This window comes from Acidimicrobiales bacterium, from assembly GCA_041394185.1.
GTDB lineage: Bacteria > Actinomycetota > Acidimicrobiia > Acidimicrobiales > Poriferisodalaceae > JAAETH01.
In genome coordinates, this window is record JAWKIQ010000006.1 from 95,407 (window position 1) to 111,547 (window position 16,141).

At 64.4% G+C, this 16,141-nt stretch carries 18 protein-coding genes; 10 read left to right on the top strand and 8 right to left on the bottom strand.

The genetic code is table 11. The annotated features are described in order from the left end of the window. Positions 1-39 precede the first annotated feature (39 nt). Positions 40-1,305 carry a histidine--tRNA ligase gene (hisS, locus tag R2770_22170; protein MEZ5283174.1) on the top strand — a complete coding sequence of 422 codons (1,266 nt, stop codon included), beginning with the start codon at positions 40-42 and terminating at the stop codon, positions 1,303-1,305. Between the two features lie 45 nt (positions 1,306-1,350). Then, positions 1,351-3,096, top strand: a complete 1,746-nt coding sequence (aspS, locus tag R2770_22175) for an aspartate--tRNA ligase (protein MEZ5283175.1) — start codon at positions 1,351-1,353, stop codon at positions 3,094-3,096. Positions 3,097-3,959: 863 nt separating this feature from the next. Here aspS and R2770_22180 read toward each other — a convergent pair. Continuing rightward, the gene (locus R2770_22180) at positions 3,960-5,033 is read right to left on the bottom strand and encodes a hypothetical protein (protein ID MEZ5283176.1); all 1,074 of its coding nucleotides are present in this window, start codon (positions 5,031-5,033) and stop codon (positions 3,960-3,962) included. A gap of 157 nt (positions 5,034-5,190) precedes the next feature. Here R2770_22180 and R2770_22185 point away from each other — a divergent pair, with 157 nt between their 5' ends. The 5 genes from R2770_22185 (at position 5,191) to R2770_22205 (ending at position 8,659) form a co-directional block, all read left to right on the top strand. Then, positions 5,191-6,504 (top strand): replication-associated recombination protein A, encoded by a 1,314-nt coding sequence (locus tag R2770_22185; GenBank protein ID MEZ5283177.1) that lies wholly within the window; start codon positions 5,191-5,193, stop codon positions 6,502-6,504. After that, complete coding sequence (locus tag R2770_22190; GenBank protein ID MEZ5283178.1) at positions 6,491-6,853, top strand: hypothetical protein; 363 nt, start codon at positions 6,491-6,493, stop codon at positions 6,851-6,853. The genes R2770_22185 and R2770_22190 overlap by 14 nt, the downstream gene beginning before the upstream one ends. A gap of 20 nt (positions 6,854-6,873) precedes the next feature. Continuing rightward, the gene (locus tag R2770_22195) at positions 6,874-7,056 is read left to right on the top strand and encodes a hypothetical protein (GenBank protein ID MEZ5283179.1); all 183 of its coding nucleotides are present in this window, start codon (positions 6,874-6,876) and stop codon (positions 7,054-7,056) included. 64 nt (positions 7,057-7,120) lie between these two features. Continuing rightward, a complete protein-coding gene (locus R2770_22200; GenBank protein ID MEZ5283180.1) occupies positions 7,121-7,450 on the top strand; it encodes a hypothetical protein in 330 nt (109 codons plus the stop codon). A 195-nt stretch (positions 7,451-7,645) separates the two neighbouring features. Further along, positions 7,646-8,659, top strand: coding sequence for an HNH endonuclease signature motif containing protein (locus R2770_22205; GenBank protein MEZ5283181.1), 1,014 nt, complete (start codon positions 7,646-7,648; stop codon positions 8,657-8,659). Here R2770_22205 and R2770_22210 read toward each other — a convergent pair. Then, a complete protein-coding gene (locus R2770_22210; GenBank protein ID MEZ5283182.1) occupies positions 8,656-10,116 on the bottom strand; it encodes an SDR family oxidoreductase in 1,461 nt (486 codons plus the stop codon). The genes R2770_22205 and R2770_22210 overlap by 4 nt on opposite strands. A gap of 55 nt (positions 10,117-10,171) precedes the next feature. Here R2770_22210 and R2770_22215 point away from each other — a divergent pair, with 55 nt between their 5' ends. Then, a complete protein-coding gene (locus R2770_22215) occupies positions 10,172-10,387 on the top strand; it encodes an amphi-Trp domain-containing protein (GenBank protein MEZ5283183.1) in 216 nt (71 codons plus the stop codon). 7 nt (positions 10,388-10,394) lie between these two features. On the opposite strand, the gene R2770_22220 is transcribed toward R2770_22215, so the two are convergent. From R2770_22220 to R2770_22245, 6 genes are read right to left on the bottom strand one after another with little or no spacing between them, the layout of a single operon-like run. Further along, positions 10,395-11,231: an enoyl-CoA hydratase/isomerase family protein gene (locus R2770_22220; GenBank protein ID MEZ5283184.1), complete on the bottom strand. Its 837-nt coding sequence runs from the start codon at positions 11,229-11,231 to the stop codon at positions 10,395-10,397. 12 nt (positions 11,232-11,243) lie between these two features. Further along, positions 11,244-11,873 carry an FMN-binding negative transcriptional regulator gene (locus tag R2770_22225; GenBank protein ID MEZ5283185.1) on the bottom strand — a complete coding sequence of 210 codons (630 nt, stop codon included), beginning with the start codon at positions 11,871-11,873 and terminating at the stop codon, positions 11,244-11,246. A 9-nt stretch (positions 11,874-11,882) separates the two neighbouring features. Then, entirely contained in the window at positions 11,883-12,611 is a 729-nt protein-coding gene (locus tag R2770_22230) for a hypothetical protein (GenBank protein MEZ5283186.1), read from the bottom strand. Between the two features lie 47 nt (positions 12,612-12,658). Continuing rightward, entirely contained in the window at positions 12,659-13,216 is a 558-nt protein-coding gene (locus tag R2770_22235) for a DUF3501 family protein (protein MEZ5283187.1), read from the bottom strand. Positions 13,217-13,223: 7 nt separating this feature from the next. Continuing rightward, entirely contained in the window at positions 13,224-14,585 is a 1,362-nt protein-coding gene (locus R2770_22240; protein MEZ5283188.1) for a heterodisulfide reductase-related iron-sulfur binding cluster, read from the bottom strand. A gap of 51 nt (positions 14,586-14,636) precedes the next feature. Next, entirely contained in the window at positions 14,637-15,053 is a 417-nt protein-coding gene (locus R2770_22245) for a rubrerythrin family protein (protein ID MEZ5283189.1), read from the bottom strand. Between the two features lie 135 nt (positions 15,054-15,188). Here R2770_22245 and R2770_22250 point away from each other — a divergent pair, with 135 nt between their 5' ends. Together R2770_22250 and R2770_22255 are read left to right on the top strand one after the other, a co-directional pair. After that, positions 15,189-15,602 (top strand): Fur family transcriptional regulator, encoded by a 414-nt coding sequence (locus R2770_22250; GenBank protein ID MEZ5283190.1) that lies wholly within the window; start codon positions 15,189-15,191, stop codon positions 15,600-15,602. 13 nt (positions 15,603-15,615) lie between these two features. Next, positions 15,616-16,032, top strand: a complete 417-nt coding sequence (locus R2770_22255; protein MEZ5283191.1) for a cyclic nucleotide-binding domain-containing protein — start codon at positions 15,616-15,618, stop codon at positions 16,030-16,032. Positions 16,033-16,141 lie beyond the last annotated feature (109 nt).

Here is a 16,141-nt window from a genome sequence, read left to right on the forward strand (position 1 = left end):
CGACCGAGCCGCCGTGGGTGCTTATACCATGGCGGGGTCATGGCCAAGGCGAACAGTTTCCAGACGCCCATAGGCACGCGCGATGTGCAACCACCCGAGTCGGCTCGTTGGCAGGCTCTCATCGACGCGTTCGCAAGCGAGGCATCGCTCGCCAACTATGGCCTGCTGCACACCCCCATCTTCGAGGACCTCGGCGTGTTCCAACGCATCGGCGAGGGCACCGAGGTGGTCAAGAAGGAGATGTACGACTTTCTCGACAAGGGCGACAGGCGCATGGTGCTGCGGCCCGAGAACACCGCCTCGGTGTGTCGGGCGTTCGTGCAGCATCGGCCCATAGTGCCCTGGAAGGTCTGGTATCAGGGACCATTCTTCCGCTACGAGGCACCTCAGGCGGGCCGCCAGCGACAGTTCAATCAGCTCGGCATCGAGGTGCTGGGTTCCTCCGATGCAGACGTTGACGTCGAGGTCATCGCCCTGGGGTCGCGCTTTCTGGAAGCCATCGGTCTGCGCCGGGTACTGCTGCTGATCAACTCGATGGGTGATGCCGAGACGCGCATCGCATATGCCGACGCAGTGCAGAAGTATCTGCGCGACAACATCGGCGACATAGACCCCGAAGACCACGACAAGGTCGAGGCGCACCCCCTGCGGGTTCTCGACTCGAAACGGGAGGCCACCCGGCGGGTCACCTCCGAGGCACCCCGCATCGAGAGCTTCTTGTCGGTCGAGGCCGGGCTTCACTTCGAGCGGGTCCAGGCGGGCCTCGGTTCGCTGGGCATCCCCTTCGCAATCGAGCCCAGGTTGGTGCGAGGTCTCGACTACTACACGCACACGTTGTTCGAGTACCAGTCGTCGGCGCTCGAGACCGCCCAGAACGCGCTTGGCGGTGGCGGCCGCTACAACGGTCTGGTCGAGGAGCTGGGTGGCCCAGACACACCCGGCATCGGCTTTGCTATGGGAATCGAACGCCTGCTGCTCGCTTGCGATGCCGAGCAGACGTTCTCGCCGCCCAGCACTTCGCCGGTCGTTTGGATCATCGACGTAACCGACGGCAGCGCCGCGCGCGACCTGTCGCACGAGCTGAGGGCAGCCGGCATTGCAACCGACCGATCCTTCGATCACCGGTCGATGCGTTCGCAGATGAAGGCCGCCGACCGGTCGGGCGCCGGATGGGCGCTCATCATCGGCGACCAAGAGCTGGCCACAGGTGTGGTCACCCTCCGAAATCTGCGCTCCGACGTCGCCCAGCAGACCCTGGCCCGATCAGAGGTCGTCAGCGCCGTCGCCGAAGTTCTGTCCCGCTGATATTCGTCTGTATCGAAAAGACCCTCCAGAAAGATCTCCGCTTCAATGACCTCTCGAACCGACTATTGCGGCACCCTCACCCGAGCCGACGTGGGCCGCACCGTCACCGTGTGCGGCTGGGTATCCAAGCGCCGCGAACACGGCGAGCACCTTGCCTTCGTCGACCTGCGCGACCACACCGGAATCGTCCAGTGTGTGGTCGAGGCGGCCCGCGACATCCGCTCCGAGTATGTGCTGGCCGTCACGGGCACCGTGCGCGAACGGCCCGACGACACCGTTAACGATTCGCTTGCGACCGGCGAGATCGAGATCGGTGAGGCCACCGTCGAGATCCTGTCGGTGGCAGAGCCGCCTCCGTTCCAGATCGATGGTCGGGTCGAGGTCGACGAGATGATTCGCATCCGCCACCGCTATCTCGACCTGCGCAACTCTCGGATGCAGCGCAACCTGCGCACCCGCGCACGGGTCAACTCGGCTATCCGCAGCGCCATGGAAACTCAGGGTTTCGTCGAGATCGAGACCCCGATGCTGATCGCGTCCACCCCCGAGGGAGCGCGCGACTTCGTGGTTCCCAGCCGCCTGAAGCCTGGCTCGTTCTATGCCCTGCCCCAGAGCCCCCAGCTGTTCAAGCAGCTGTGCATGGTCGGCGGCATCGACCGCTACTACCAGATGGCGCGTTGCCTTCGAGACGAAGACCTTCGGGCCGACCGACAGTTCGAGTTCATCCAGCTCGACATGGAGATGAGCTTTGCTTCGGGCGAGGACGTTCGGGCCTCTGTGTCAGAGGCTGTAGCCGCCGCCACCGAGGCGATCACCGGCGAGCGTCCCACCGATATCCCTGAGATGACCTGGCACGAGGCCATGAACCGTTTCGGGTCAGACAAGCCCGACGTGCGTTTCGAGATGGAACTGGCCGAGCTGACCGACCTGTTCGCCGAGACCGAATTCAAGGCGTTCCAGGCACCCTGCATCAAGGGCATCTGCATGAAGGGCGCGGCCGACGACTTGGGGCGCAACCAGCTCGACAAGCTCACCGACAGCGCAAAGCGATGGGGCGCCAAGGGCCTGGTGTGGCTCAAGGTCGGCGAGGGTGGCGAGGTCACCTCGCCCGTCGCCAAGTTCATGACCCAGAGCGAGATCGACGGTGTGCTCGAGCGCCTGGGCGCACAGGCGGGCGACGTGTGTTTCCTGGTCGCCGACGCATGGCGCCGAACGGTGCACGTGTTGGGTCTGCTGCGCCTCGAGCTGGGTCGCCCGGCTGTCAACGAGGGCGGTCTCAACTTCTTGTGGGTTGTCGACTTCCCGCTCTTCGAAGACATCGACGACGCAGGCAACCCGGTTCCGGCCCACCACCCCTTCACCATGCCCCACGCCGAAGACATCGAACTGCTGGCAGCAGCGGGCACCGACCCCCAGCGCCTGCTCGACGTTCGCTCGCAGGCCTACGACCTGGTGCTGAACGGCTGGGAGTTGGGTTCGGGCTCTGTCCGTATCCATCGCGGCGACATCCAGCAACAGATCTTCGACCTGTTGGGAATCGGTTCCGAGGAGGCCCAGCGCAAGTTCGGCTTCCTGCTCGATGCATTCCGTTACGGAGCGCCTCCGCATGCGGGCTTCGCGTTCGGCATCGACCGCCTGACCGCGCTGCTGTCGGGCGAGGAGAACATCCGCGAGGTCATCGCCTTCCCCAAGACCCAATCGGGCGGCGATCCGCTGACCAATGCGCCCACCCCCATCGATGACGCCCAGCTCGACGAGCTGGGCCTCAGAGTGTTGCCGCCTCCGGCCTGAGCCGTGGCTGCTACGACAGCTGTATAGAAGCGCAGATCTCCAGCAGTTCGCGGGCCACGTCGTCGACCCTGGGTCATCGGCGATGCCTGGCCCCGAATGCTGGCCCGGCAGCTCAGCCAGGTCGTGTCGTCGACTGGCACCAGTGTCATTGCATCGGCGCCGGTGACGACGCTGGTGATTCCGTCGACGGTCGCCCACGCAAGCCCCTCGGGATCTGTCGAGCCGTCGACGAGGCGGTCCCACGCCTGAGTCAGCGATAAGGGCTCGGTGCGCTGGCCGGCGACGCCGATCTGTATGGCGAAAGTGGGTGCGCCGCGGGCCGGTTCGGGGTTGGCGAACACATTCCCACCGCCGAAGTTGTTTCCCTGGTCTTCGAGAACCTCGGGCAGGTCGATGCGATACGAAACCGAGGCGTCGCCGTTGACCGCTGTCGAATCGTGCACTGTTCGAGGAGCTTGCACGAAAGCGGCGATGGCCGGGTCGTCATCGAGCGTCGGGTACACCTGCGAAAAGCAGGTCTGCGCCGCTGCGTTGTACGCGCTGCGCCTTGTTTCATCGATGATGCCGCCCAGTTCTTCGGCAGAGATCAGGTGAGCCACGGCCTCGGCGATGCACGTGGTGTATTCGGGCGGTGATGGATCGTCGGCGGCCAGGGCTGCTGCCAGCGCGGAGATGTCTTCGGGGGACGGCACACGCGTGGTCGGCGAGGTTGCTTCAACCGCCACACCGTCGCTTACCGGATCGGCCGTCGAATTGTCGTCCGAACGCGAACAAGCGGCAACAAGCAGCGTTGGCGCCAAGATCGCTGTGAGCAGGCCTGCTCTCGCTTTCATAGGCGCCAACGCTACCCAGTTGCCTACTGTTCAGACGCTCACCAAGTCTTTGGTGGATACGTCTGGGCTCTCTTCGAGGCCGGCGTCGAAGCGAAGTTCTTCGCCTTGCCCGCTGTCGTGTTCGTGCTCTACGTGTGGTTCGAGAGCGTCACCACGACCGAAGAGACCAAATGTGCCTGCCAGTGCCAGCAGCAGGCTGCCGCCGATCAGCGCCCAAACCAGGTTGGACATGTCGACCGGCTTGATCGTGTCGTAGTTCTCGAGGTTCTGATCGAACACCGTCGCCATCTCGTCGAACGAGGCGAGCGCTTCTGGCATCGTCGCCAACGCCTGGGCGGTGGCGGGGAACGAGTTCTCGAGGAAGGCGTTCAGCTGGTCGGGGGTGAGCTGCATGGCTTCGGCCAGCCCGGGCAGCATCGATGTCGACATCTCGTTGCCCATCGCTCCCAGCACTGCCAGGCCACCCTGCGCCTGCTGAACGGTTTCGGTTGTGTAGACCGGCTTCAGAGCAGCGTTCAGGTCGTCGGCGTCTGATGCCTTCGACGGCATCGCCATGGCAAACGTCGCGACTATCACCACAACTCCCAACACCAGGGCTGCTGTCGATGTGAACTTCACGTGGCCGGCGATGGCCCAGATGCCAAGCCCCAGCGCTGCGAGCCCGAACACGAAGAACCCCCAAGGCACCGTCTGGGCGACCACGTTCGATGTCGGTATCGCATCGGCGGACTCGAAGTTCGACTGCTGTTGATCCAGCATCGTGACCAGGCCGCCAAACTCGGTGGTCAGCTGTGGCAGAGCCGCCATGCCCTGAGCGGTGGCGGGGTATTGGTCGGCCATGAAGGCCTGCAGTTGCTCTGGGCTCATCTGTAGGGCGAGCGACAGAGCGGGCACCAGCTGGGTCTGGAACTCTTCACCAGCAGCGGCCAACCCTTCTATCCCAGCCTGATATCCCTGGATCGATTCGTCCTGCATCACCGGCCGAAAGTCGGTGGTGAGCGCCTCGAAGTCGGTCCCTACGCGGAACAGGTTCTGGGTGAGGGTCAAGATGATGAAGGCTGCTCCTACTACGGCGACAAGCCCTCCGACGATGAAGCGTCGCATTTCTCCTCCTCGAGAGGAGCGATCCCTGCAACCGGCCCAAATCGGGCGGTCCCAGCCGGTCCGCCCCCCCAAATAGTTCTTTGTGTGCACCATGCAGGCAATGGCGCAGCTTCAACAGGGCATTTGTTCCCGGATTGGTCGCTAAGTTGGCCAGCACATGGACGATCTCTTCGCAAGCGCAGCCGCCGACGCCCTCGAGCGTCGGGCCCCTCTGGCCGCCCGGCTGCGGCCGCGCAGCCTCGACGATGTCGTCGGCCAGGGGCACCTGCTCGACACCGGCCGTCCGCTGCGTTCGCTGATCGAAGCCGACCGTCTGACGTCGATCATCTTGTGGGGGCCGCCCGGCTGCGGCAAGACAACCCTGTCGCGGCTGATCGCCAACCACACCGCCAAACACTTCGAGACCCTTTCGGCGGTGTCGGCCTCGGTCAAAGACGTGCGGGCAGTCATCGAGGCAGCCCGCGCCCGGCTCGGCGAGAGGGGTGTTGGAACCATCTTGTTCCTCGACGAGGTGCATCGCTTCAACAAGAGCCAGCAGGACGCACTGCTGCCATCCGTCGAGGACGGACTGCTGGTGCTGATCGGTGCCACCACCGAAAATCCCTACTTCGAGGTCAATGCACCGCTGCTCAGCCGGTCGAACCTGTTTCGCCTCCGACAGCTCGACACTCCAGACGTGGTCGAGGTGTTGCGCAAGGGCCTGGCGGTAGAGGGGGTCGACTCCACAGACGACGCTCTTGTTCACATCGCCGAGCGCGCCGACGGCGACGCCAGGAGGGCGTTGACGGCGCTGGAAGTCGCCGTCGTACTTGCTCGCCAGGCGGGCTCCAAGACCATTGCGCTCGAGCACGCCGAAGTGGCGCTCGATTCGCGGGCGCTGCGCTATGGCAGCGACGAGCACTACGACGTGGTGTCTGCCTTCATTAGGAGCATCAGAGGCAGCGACCCGGACGCCGGCCTGTACTGGTTGGCTCGCATGGTCGAGGCAGGCGAAGACGCTCGCTTCATAGCCAGACGTCTGGTGATTCTGGCCAGCGAAGACATCGGCATGGCCGACCCGATGGCCCTGGTGGTGGCCAACGCTGCCGCCCACGCGGTCGAGTTCGTGGGTCTGCCCGAGGCCGGCCACAACCTTGCCCAGGCCGTGGTTCACCTGGCGACGGCGCCCAAGAGCAACCGCACCGCCAGAGGCTGGTGGGCCGCCATTGCCGACGTGAAGGCGGGCAAGGGGCGCGAGGTTCCCATTCACCTTCGAGATGGGCACTACAAGGGAGCCAAATCGCTGGGCCACGGCAAGGGGTATGCGTACCCTCACGATGAGCCTGCGGGCTGGGTGGCTCAGCAGTACCGCCCCGACGAGGTCGCCGACGCCGTGTACTACGAACCGTCGGCGCATGGGTTCGAGGCCGAGGTCGCGCAGCTCTTGGAGGCCCGACGAGGCGATAGTTTGGCGGGCGATGAGCGCATCTGACCTCGCCGCCGTCATCGTCACCATCGCCGCCATCGCATCGGTCACCGCACTGGTGATGGTGCTGGTGGGTCTGCAGCGCACTCTGGTCGACCTCCGCGAGGCCGCCAGGGCGCTGGTCGACGAGGCCGTGCCGGCTGTTGCCGAGCTTCGGGCCACCCTCGAGCGTGCCGACGTCGACCTCGAGCGGCTCGATTCCGTCCTCGACACCGCCGAAACGCTGTCGAGCACGGTCGAGTCGGCCAGCCGGGTGGCCCAGGCCACCGTGACCAATCCGGCCATCAAGGCGAGGGCCGCGGCATCGGGCCTGAAGGGTGTCGTGCGAGGCCTGGCCGGTAGGGCAGCGCGCTGATGTTCAGGAGGGTGTTCTGGATGGCCATCGGTGCCACGCTCGGAGCCTCGAGCTGGGCCTATGCCAACAAGCGCGTGCGGCGCACCATCGAGCGTTACGCACCGCCCGAGGTGCGCGACCGTCTGGCCACCAAGTTCAAGACCGCCGTGGCCGAGGGGCGCGAGGCCATGGCCGCCAAGGAGCGCGAGCTGCGCGGTCGCTGACGGCCCGGCCGTTCTGCACGTATCGATCGAAGCCGAACGTTCGACATTCGCTGCTGGCGCATCGGTGCCCCTCTCGGTTGCGGCGCCTGACCTGGCAGCCGATCTCGTGATCAGCTCCAGCATCAACGTGACCTGCTGGACCGGCGAACACTGGGTTGCCGCATGGCAGACCACCATCGACGGGCAAGACCCGCGGCTGTCTAATCCGAACGAGACGATGATGACGATGCATGCCGACGCCGTGCCGCTGCCCGTCGATGTCGAGATCCGCATTCCGAACCAGACCGAACCGGGCATGTATCGGGCGTGGTTGTCAGGCTGGTGCTTGTCGTGCGAGAGGCCAGAGCATCTCAGTTTGGTTGTCGACTTCGAGGTTGTCGTCGCCCGACCCTGATCAGCCGGCCACCCGATTGCGGCTGGGCGAACGTCGCCGCGGACGCGTGGTGGCTACTGGTCGTATCAGCGCTGACACCTACTGTGCTGTTTCTTTATCAATAGAGACTGTCCCACCCCTTCAGTAGGCTTTCGATCACAGATCGAAAGCCTGTTCGACCCGCTGGGTGAGACAAGAACAAAGAGGGGAGCATTCATGGTGGAACCAGCGATCTACACGACACAAGAACTCGACGTTTGTCGTCGGGAAGCCGACCTGCTGATCGAAACCGGCCGCCGTATCACCCAAGCCCACTATCGGCTTGTTGTCGGGTGCGCCGAGTTTGCTGATGGGCCGGTGTGGATCGCAGACGGACAACCATCGGCCGCGCACTGGCTGGCCCCACGCCTCGACGCCTGCGCATCCACGGTTCGTGACTGGATACGCGTAGGCCGCGCTCTGCGCGTTCTTCACGCGTCCGCGGCGGCGTTCCAAACCGGTGAGCTCTCCTACAGCAAAGCCCGGGCGCTCGTGTCTATAGCCACACCCGCCAACGAAACCGAACTATTGGAAATCGCACGCACCACACCAGCAGCAGACATCGCCAAAGCATTCGCACGCTGGTCACAACAACACGAAGACCACACTGTCATCGACAACCGCCACCGGCGCTCACGCGCCATGCGCACCCGCACCGAACCAGACGGCACCGTCTCAATCAGCCTGCGACTCCCACCCCTACAAGCCGGCGTGCTCGAACGCGCCGTCGAGGCACAGGTCATGCGACGCAAACTCGAACGCGAACCCGACGGCACCTGGCCCACCCTCGCCCAACAACGCGCCGACGCCCTAACCGAACTAGTCACATCGAACGCGAACCACCGATTCGAGATCCTCATACACGTAGACCACACCGGCTGCCGGTTCCCCAACGGAACACCACTCACCAACAGCGCCGTCGCAGGCCTTCTCGACCAGGCAGCCGTTCGACTCATCGTCCACGACCTGGCCGGAAACCCCGTCAACGCGTCAGACGCCAGACGACGACCAACCATCCGCCAGCAACGCACCACCCAAACCGAACAACCCGCATGCACCCAATGCGGAACCACCCACCTACCCAACATCCACCACACCACCCCACACGCACAAACCGGCCACACCCGAACCGACCAACTCCAAACCCTCTGCACACCCTGCCACCGCAAACACCACAAAGGCGGCCGCTAGTCGGGTGGGCTGATTCGTTCCTCGGTCTTGGTTGCCAGCTTGTTCAGCATTCCCCGAAACACCAGAGCGTGAAAGGGAATGAGGGCCCACCAGTACAGTCGCCCGACAAGACCTGCCGGCACGAACCGCGCTCGCTGGTGGATACACGAGCGCTCGTGGCCGAGGTCCTCGACCTCCCACTCGAGCCAGCCATGACCCGGCATGCGCATCTCGGCGCGCAGCCGCAGGAGCGCGGGCTCGAGAGCGTCGACCACGAAGAAGTCGACCATGTCGCCCACGACGAGCTCGGTCGGATGTCGCCTCCCTCGCCTGTACCCAACCCCGCCCAACAGGTCATCGCCGAACCCTCGGATGCGCCACATCCAGTCGAACGCCAGCCAGCCGGTCTGCCCGCCCAGCGACTTGATCGTCGACATCGCTTCACTCAGGGGCGCTTCGACGGTCGTCGATCGCTGGTCGGTCAACACCGTGCCCCCAGACCATCCGGGGTCGAATGGTCTCGGGCGTGCAGGGTCGAGCGGGCGGCTGGCGGCGGTCCAGCGCGTCGGGATGTCCAGGTCCTGTATTGCGGTCAGCGCCGCTGCGATCGCTTCGGCTGCCCCCAGCGGTCTGAGCCCCAGCTCGTCGGCCAGATCGCGGCCGCTGACGACCACATCGTTCTGGAGGCCGAGCACCAGCTCGTGGGCGATCCCGCGAGGCAGCGAGGTCACCAGATCGACCCAGTGCGTCGAAAGCCGAGGCGTCACGAACGGAACAGGAAGAATCACGCGTCGCGCAAGGCCCGCCGCCGAAGCGTGCAGTTGCATCAGCTCGGCGTAGGTGACCACATCTGGCCCGCCCAACTCCCAAACCCCTGGGTCGATGTCGGCGGTAGCCAGCCGTTGAAGCGCCTCGAGCACGTCGCCAACGCTCACGGGCTGGCATCGGGTCCGGCCGACCCACCGCGGTGTGATCATCAGCGGCAGCACTTCGACCAAACCGCGCAACATCTCAAACGATGCGCTGCCCGAACCCAGAATCACCGCCGCCCGCACCTCGACCACGGGCGTTGCCCCGGCCGCCAGAACCTCACCGACCAGGTGTCGGCTGGACAGGTGGGCTGAAAGATCGTCGGAGTCGTCGCCCAGACCACCCAGGTAGACGATGGTCTTGACACCAGCGAACTGGGCAGCCCTGCTGGCGTTCTGGGCACATCGGCGCTCGATCTCGTCGAAGTCTTCGCCAGCGCCGAGGCTGTGCACCAGGTAGTAGACCAGGTCTGCGCCGTGGAACGCGCCTGACAGCGAGTTCGGATCCAGCAGGTCGCCTTTGAACACCTCGACCAAGGGCCGCCACGGGCGGCCGCTGAGCTTGTCTGGCGTTCTTGCCAGGCAGCAAACCTCGTGCCCGTCCTCGACCAGCTGGGGCACCAATCGCCCCCCGATGTAGCCGGTAGCTCCGAGCACGAGAATTCTCATGAACATCCCATGCCCAGGGCGCCGATCAGCCAAACCGTTCGCCAGAATTCAATCCATGGAACTGTTCGAGATCGAGGACGAGAAGAAGCTGTCGCGAGAAGAAGCGGCCAAGTGGCTACACCAACTCGCCGACACGCTCGAGCGTCACAACCAGGTCGAGTTCGTGCAGAAGGGTCTTCCCATCAAGATCAAGGTGCCAGACGAGGTGACCATGGAGGTCGAGGTCGAGATCGGGGAAGAGAACAGCCTCGAGATCGAGATCAGCTGGTAGCGCGAACCTATTCGGTCATCAGGTCGGCGACCCGCAGTTCGCCTTCGCGCGTCTGACCGCCGCGCGCCAAGAACTCGCGCATCAGGGCCTGGGTGCCGGGTAGACGCATTGTCTGTTGGAACAGGAACGCCTCTTCCAGTAGGCCCTCGGACAGGTCGAGTTCGTCGGCGTTCAACACCGACTGCTTGGCCAGAGCCACGGCCCCCGGGGAGAACGAGGCGATACGTCTCGCCAGCGCATCGACGAACGGGGTCAGCTCGTCTGCGGGCATCGCACGATTGACCAAACCCCATCGGTCGGCCGTTTCGGCGTCGATGTCGACTCCGCCGAGCACTATCTCCATGGCGCGGCCGCGACCCACCAGGCGTGGCAACCGCTGGGTGCCCGACCCACCTGGCAAGATGCCCAGCGGTACCTCCATCTGATTGAAGACCGCACTGCCCAGCGCAGCGAAGCGCATGTCGAACGACATGGCCAGCTCGTTTCCTCCGCCACCAACACGTCCCGCGATCTCTGCGATGGTCGGCTTGGGCATGGTGCGATAGGTCTCGCACATGCGATGAAACGAGTTCAGCGTGTCGCTTCGCTGAGCGGGCTCGTCGACGGGGGCTGCTTCCAGCACCTCGACGTCGAAGTGAGCGATGAAGAACTCTGGGTTGGCGCTGCGAAGCACCACCACGCGCACCTCGTCGTCAGTGGCGGTCGCATCGGCGAAGTTGCGCAGATCTCGAAACAGCTGAGGGGTCATCACGTTGACGGGCGGAGCGTCGATGACGCCAACCGCCACACGATCGGAGATGTCGATGCTCAGGGTTTCGAATCCGTCGTACACAGGTGCCCCCACGTCGGCGCGTCGTCAACCGTCGGCTGACCGCATCAACGAACCTACTTCGCGGTCGCGTTGGCGGTCAGATCGCAGCAGGGCTTCAGCGGCGCCCAGCCGGTCGTGTTGCGGCTTGTTCTGGCTGAGCTTGCGCTTGGCTTCGACGTGGTCGACTTTGATTCGCAGCCCGACGATCGCAGAGAGCATCTTGTTGATGTAGTCGTCGGGGGCGTCGTCGACGCGCCATGCCGGTGAGTCTCCGGGGGTTCTGGCTTCGTTGAGGTCGGTCAGCGCAGTGACGGTGTCGAGCTTCCAGGTGTCGTCATGAACGACCTCGACAGTTCCGTGAACGTGGATCAGTTCGTAGTTCCACGTGGGCACCACCTTGGCGTCGCTGGCCTTGGTGGGGTACCAGCGCGGCGAGATATAGGCGTCAACAGTCGGCACTATCAGCAGCGCCTCGGCGCCATCGATGCGGCGCCAGTGGTCGTTGGCCCTGGCTACGTGAGCGCTGACCAGCGTCAGTTCATCGTCGACAAGGAACGGAAGAGCTGTCGACTCGAGCCGGTCGACCGAGGTGACCAGATGACCAAATGGCACAGCGCGCAACACGGCGAGCGCGTGGGTGTGGTCGTCGACGGCGAACGCCTTCGGAACGTACATGCAGCGAAGCTAGCTCTGGTCGGCGAACAAGGCGCCGCCCTTTACCAGCCACGAAAAACCGAACGCCAGAACCGCGACCGACTCGAGCCAGAAGACCAGCTCGAGATGGAACAGATCGGATACGGCGATCATGACCATGCAAGCCACGATCGTCCAGCCACAGAAGCGGAAGACCTTGTTGCGTTTGATCTTGTTGCCAGTGGCCGTCGAGTGCTGCGGGTCGTTGCGGAACACCCGTAACAGCCTGCGCTGCCAGGACATGTCGGCGGTGACCTCGCCTGCGGTCTTGGTGAAGTGGTACAGGCTGAACACGGCCAGCAACCCGAAGACGACGGCGGCGCTGAGCTTGTGTGCGTATCCGACCAGTCGGGGCGCACCCACGGCGTCGGCCCCCTGGCTGGGAGTTGGCAGGAGTGCGACGGCGATCATCGCCGCGCTCATGACGTTGCTGAGCGCGTTGTCGATCTTGTGGCCGGGCCTCGGCCGATAGTCGTACGACAAGAAGAACACGGCCAGGGCGCACAGGCTGCCCACGAAGTAGCCGCCGGTGCGGCCGTAGTAGTACGCGCTGATCGATCCCCGCAGCGCTTGGCCATCGAGCAACCAGTCGCCGAGGGCCACGCCGAACGGCAGCGCAACGGCGATTACCCCCACGACCTTCTGTAGGTAGGCGTACGACCGGGCCAGCACATCCTGCTCGACCGGGCTCATCAGCTCGGCGGGCGGCGGCTCTTCCACATCTCAATGGTTACCAGGTGCCGTAGCCGGGGCGCCTGGTAACGGGGTCACGCAGCCAGATCGGAGGCCAGCGCTTCGCGCTGTTCGGCCGACAGCTGTACCTCGCCGGCCAGCTCTTCGAAGTCGCAGCCGACTGCGACGGGTGTTTGGCCGTTGACGCCGAACGTCAGGTACTGAACAGCAGACAGACGATCGTCGCCGACCTGGGCCGCGTCGTAGGACGCATAGACCTTGGTGCCGTCTTCGAGCTTGACGTACAGGGTCTTCTCGAGGCCCAGCCAGCGGCTCAGCAGCGGCTTGCGGTCGAACTGTTCTTCGATCTCGATGAGCAGCACGCAGGGCAGATCACCGTCGTCGCCGAGGAACTGGTTGTAGACCTCGATCTCGTCGACGATGGCGGCCTCGCGCACGATGCGTTCGGCCCGGATGATCTCCTGCACCTGGTAGGTGAGGGTCTCCTTGTTTTCGAACAGGAAAGTCAGGTACTCGCCGAGGTGCACCCGGCGTGGCCGCTTGACCTCGAAAATGTGGGCGCGGGCCTGGTCGCGGGTGTCTTCGTAGGTTTGGTAGTCGACGACGTCAGTGCGTTCGATGAGGCGGGTCATTGCGTGTTCACTCCTCTGATTTCTCGACTGGGGTGGGGAAACCGTCAGGGCGATAGGCGCGGGCCAGGATCGACATGGGATGCATGGGCCGTCGGCCGGCGTGTTGGCCGAACTGGATGGCTGCCAGCGGACAGTCGGTGGCCCAGACCTCGGCATCGGCGGCGGCCTTCATCCCGTCGAAGGCCTTCTTGCCGATGCGGATAGAGACCTCGTAGCCCTCGGTCTTCATGGCATAGGTGCCATCGTGGCCACAGCACTCCATGGTGGTGCTGGGCGTGACGCCTGGAATCTTGCGGATCAGGTCGCGGCCCTTGAAGCCGACCGCCTGAGCCCTGAGGTGGCACGGGGCGTGGTACGAGACGTTGCCCGGTGTCGATTTGAAGTCTTCGTTGAAGCGTTCCTCGCGGCGGATCGACCACAGGAACTCCGAAGGGTCCATCACCTGCTCTGCCAGCTTGGCCGCACGGTCGCGGTCGTCCTCGTCGACGAGGTCGGGGTATTCGTTGCGCAGCATCATCGAGCAGGTGGGGTTGATGGCCAAGACCTTCTTGCCCGCAGCCACGTGCGGCTCGAGCTTGTCGAGGTTGTTCTTGGCCTTCTTGCGAAGGGTGTCGAGGTCGCCCGATTCCCAAGCCGGCATGCCGCAGCAGTTGAGCCCCTTCTCGCAGGTGATGTCGACGCTGTTGGCCCGCAAGACATCGACGGTGTCGCGGCCGATCTCGGGTTCGTTGTGCTGCACGTAGCACGTCTGGAACAGCACGGCCTCGCCCTGTGAGGGGTTGTCGTGGATGAGCCCCTCGTTCTGGGCCCACTTCTCGAACGTGCTGCGGGCGAACTCGGGAAGCTCCTTGTCGGGGTGGATGCCGAGGACCTTCTCGAGGAACTGACGATGCAGCTTCGATCGTGAGTTGAGCTTGTTGGCGGCGCCCATGCTGGCCCTGGCTGCCACGGCGGTGCGGTCGGGGTCGCCGAGCACCTTGTCGCGAAAGCTCGTGCCGTTCTCGCGGGTGCGCTGGGCCTTGTATCGGTGAACCAGCTTGGGGAAGTCGAGCTGGTACTCGTGCTCGTCGCGCACCGTGTAGGGGCACTGCACCTCGCAGAGCTTGCACTGGAAGCACTCGTCCATGACCTGGGCCGTCTCGGCCTCGGTGATCTTGCGCACGTCGCCGTCGTGACGATCGTCGATGAACGAAAACAGCGAGGGAAACGAATCGCAGAACTTGAAGCACATGCGGCAGCCATGGCAGATCTCGAACGTCCGCTCGATTTCCTTGGCCAGACCCTTTGGATCCCAGTAGACGGGATCGGACGGGTCATAGGAGAGGCCGTCGGTCGGCGAGTAGGAGATTGGTCCGCTTGATCCGGTCATGGCTGCCGATGTGCTTTCAGTTCGTATGGATTCTGGAAGGGCCGAGGCCGATCAGCTGATCGACTCGAGCATCTCCTGGAAGCGGCCGGCGTGGCTCTTTTCGGCCTTGGCGAGGGTCTCGAACCAGTCGGCGATCTCGTCGAAGCCCTCTTCGCGAGCGGCCTTGGCCATGCCCGGGTACATCTCGGTGTACTCGTGGGTCTCGCCGGCTACGGCCGACTTGAGGTTGGCGACGGTGTCGCCCATCGGCTCGTCGGTGGCGGGGTCGCCGACCGACTTGAGATAGTCGAGGTGGCCATGAGCGTGGCCGGTCTCGCCCTCAGCGGTCTCGCGGAAGTTGCCGGCGACCTCGGGGTAACCCTCGACGTCGGCGATCTTCGCGAAGTAGAGGTAGCGACGGTTGGCCTGCGATTCGCCGGCAAACGCGTCCTTGAGGTTCTGGTGGGTCTTCGTGCCCTGGAGGCTCATGAACTTCTCCTTGGAGGATGGTCAGTGACCGTTGGTTTCGCCGACCGCGCGGGTCGACATCCGGACTCTAGCACTTTCTGGACTGATTCCAACTTTGTTGTCAGTCTTGATCTGGCGCGCTTATACTTGGATTTCATGTATCCGTCATTGCTGGAGCGTCTAAGGGACAGGGGCTATCGCCTCACGTCGCAGCGTCGCGTCGTGGCCGAGGTTCTCGACGGCGACCACGTTCACATGACGGCCGACGAAGTGCTCGAGGCGGCGGTGGGCAGGCTCCCCGAGATCAGCCGTGCGACGGTGTACAACACCTTGCGCGAGCTGACCGAGTTGGGAGAGGTCCTCGAGCTCAATCTCGACGGCCGCTCTAAGCGCTACGACCCCAACGTCACCCGCGCTCACCACCACCTGGTGTGTGACGGCTGCGGAATGGTGTTCGACGTGCAGTTCGAGGTCGAGGCTCCGGCGCTCGCGGCGACCGAAACCCACGGCATGAAGCTGGGCCGGGCCGAAATCGTTCACCACGGTACTTGCCCGACCTGCACCAACTAGGCCAACCTTTGGCATGAGCCAAACCCCTGACCCGCTTTCCCTGCTGCCGATTTTCGCCGACCTCTCGAAGTCGGACATGAAGCGCGTCAACAAACTGATGGCCGAGACGGTCGTCAAAGCCGGGCGCAACCTCGTCACCGAGGGCACCGTGGGACGTGAGGTGTTCGTGATCCGCGACGGCAAGGCGACGGTTCGCAAGGGGTCGCGTGTCATCGCCACCGTCGGTCCGGGCGATGTCGTCGGCGAAGGTTCACTGATCTCGGGCGAGCCCCGCAGCGCCACCGTCACCGCCGACACCGACATGACGGTCGAGGTGCTCGATCGGCGCGAGTTCTCGTCGCTGCTCGAGGAGTTCCCCGGCATCGCCCGAAAGATCCTCGCCGCCACGATGCGCCATCTCCACACCGTTGATCCTTCGGTGGCTCACTGACCCTGGGCGACGAGGGTGCGGTCCCTCATATCGGAACACTAAACGAGGGCTCACTTCACGCTGCCCTGAAGCAGATGTACGCCCGGCCCGGCGATCGGTTCGAGGCCCA

What these genes read in the sequence shown, in the direction of transcription:
- R2770_22250 (MEZ5283190.1), top strand. Translation starts at nt 15,189, where the DNA reads ATGTATCCGTCATTGCTGGAGCGTCTAAGGGACAGGGGCTATCGCCTC.
- R2770_22255 (MEZ5283191.1), top strand. Translation starts at nt 15,616, where the DNA reads ATGAGCCAAACCCCTGACCCGCTTTCCCTGCTGCCGATTTTCGCCGAC.
- R2770_22185 (MEZ5283177.1), top strand. Translation starts at nt 5,191, where the DNA reads ATGGACGATCTCTTCGCAAGCGCAGCCGCCGACGCCCTCGAGCGTCGG.
- R2770_22210 (MEZ5283182.1), bottom strand. Translation starts at nt 10,116, where the DNA reads ATGAGAATTCTCGTGCTCGGAGCTACCGGCTACATCGGGGGGCGATTG.
- R2770_22205 (MEZ5283181.1), top strand. Translation starts at nt 7,646, where the DNA reads ATGGTGGAACCAGCGATCTACACGACACAAGAACTCGACGTTTGTCGT.
- R2770_22215 (MEZ5283183.1), top strand. Translation starts at nt 10,172, where the DNA reads ATGGAACTGTTCGAGATCGAGGACGAGAAGAAGCTGTCGCGAGAAGAA.
- R2770_22240 (MEZ5283188.1), bottom strand. Translation starts at nt 14,585, where the DNA reads ATGACCGGATCAAGCGGACCAATCTCCTACTCGCCGACCGACGGCCTC.
- R2770_22180 (MEZ5283176.1), bottom strand. Translation starts at nt 5,033, where the DNA reads ATGCGACGCTTCATCGTCGGAGGGCTTGTCGCCGTAGTAGGAGCAGCC.
- hisS (MEZ5283174.1), top strand. Translation starts at nt 40, where the DNA reads ATGGCCAAGGCGAACAGTTTCCAGACGCCCATAGGCACGCGCGATGTG.
- R2770_22235 (MEZ5283187.1), bottom strand. Translation starts at nt 13,216, where the DNA reads ATGACCCGCCTCATCGAACGCACTGACGTCGTCGACTACCAAACCTAC.
- aspS (MEZ5283175.1), top strand. Translation starts at nt 1,351, where the DNA reads ATGACCTCTCGAACCGACTATTGCGGCACCCTCACCCGAGCCGACGTG.
- R2770_22190 (MEZ5283178.1), top strand. Translation starts at nt 6,491, where the DNA reads ATGAGCGCATCTGACCTCGCCGCCGTCATCGTCACCATCGCCGCCATC.
- R2770_22225 (MEZ5283185.1), bottom strand. Translation starts at nt 11,873, where the DNA reads ATGTACGTTCCGAAGGCGTTCGCCGTCGACGACCACACCCACGCGCTC.
- R2770_22195 (MEZ5283179.1), top strand. Translation starts at nt 6,874, where the DNA reads ATGGCCATCGGTGCCACGCTCGGAGCCTCGAGCTGGGCCTATGCCAAC.
- R2770_22245 (MEZ5283189.1), bottom strand. Translation starts at nt 15,053, where the DNA reads ATGAGCCTCCAGGGCACGAAGACCCACCAGAACCTCAAGGACGCGTTT.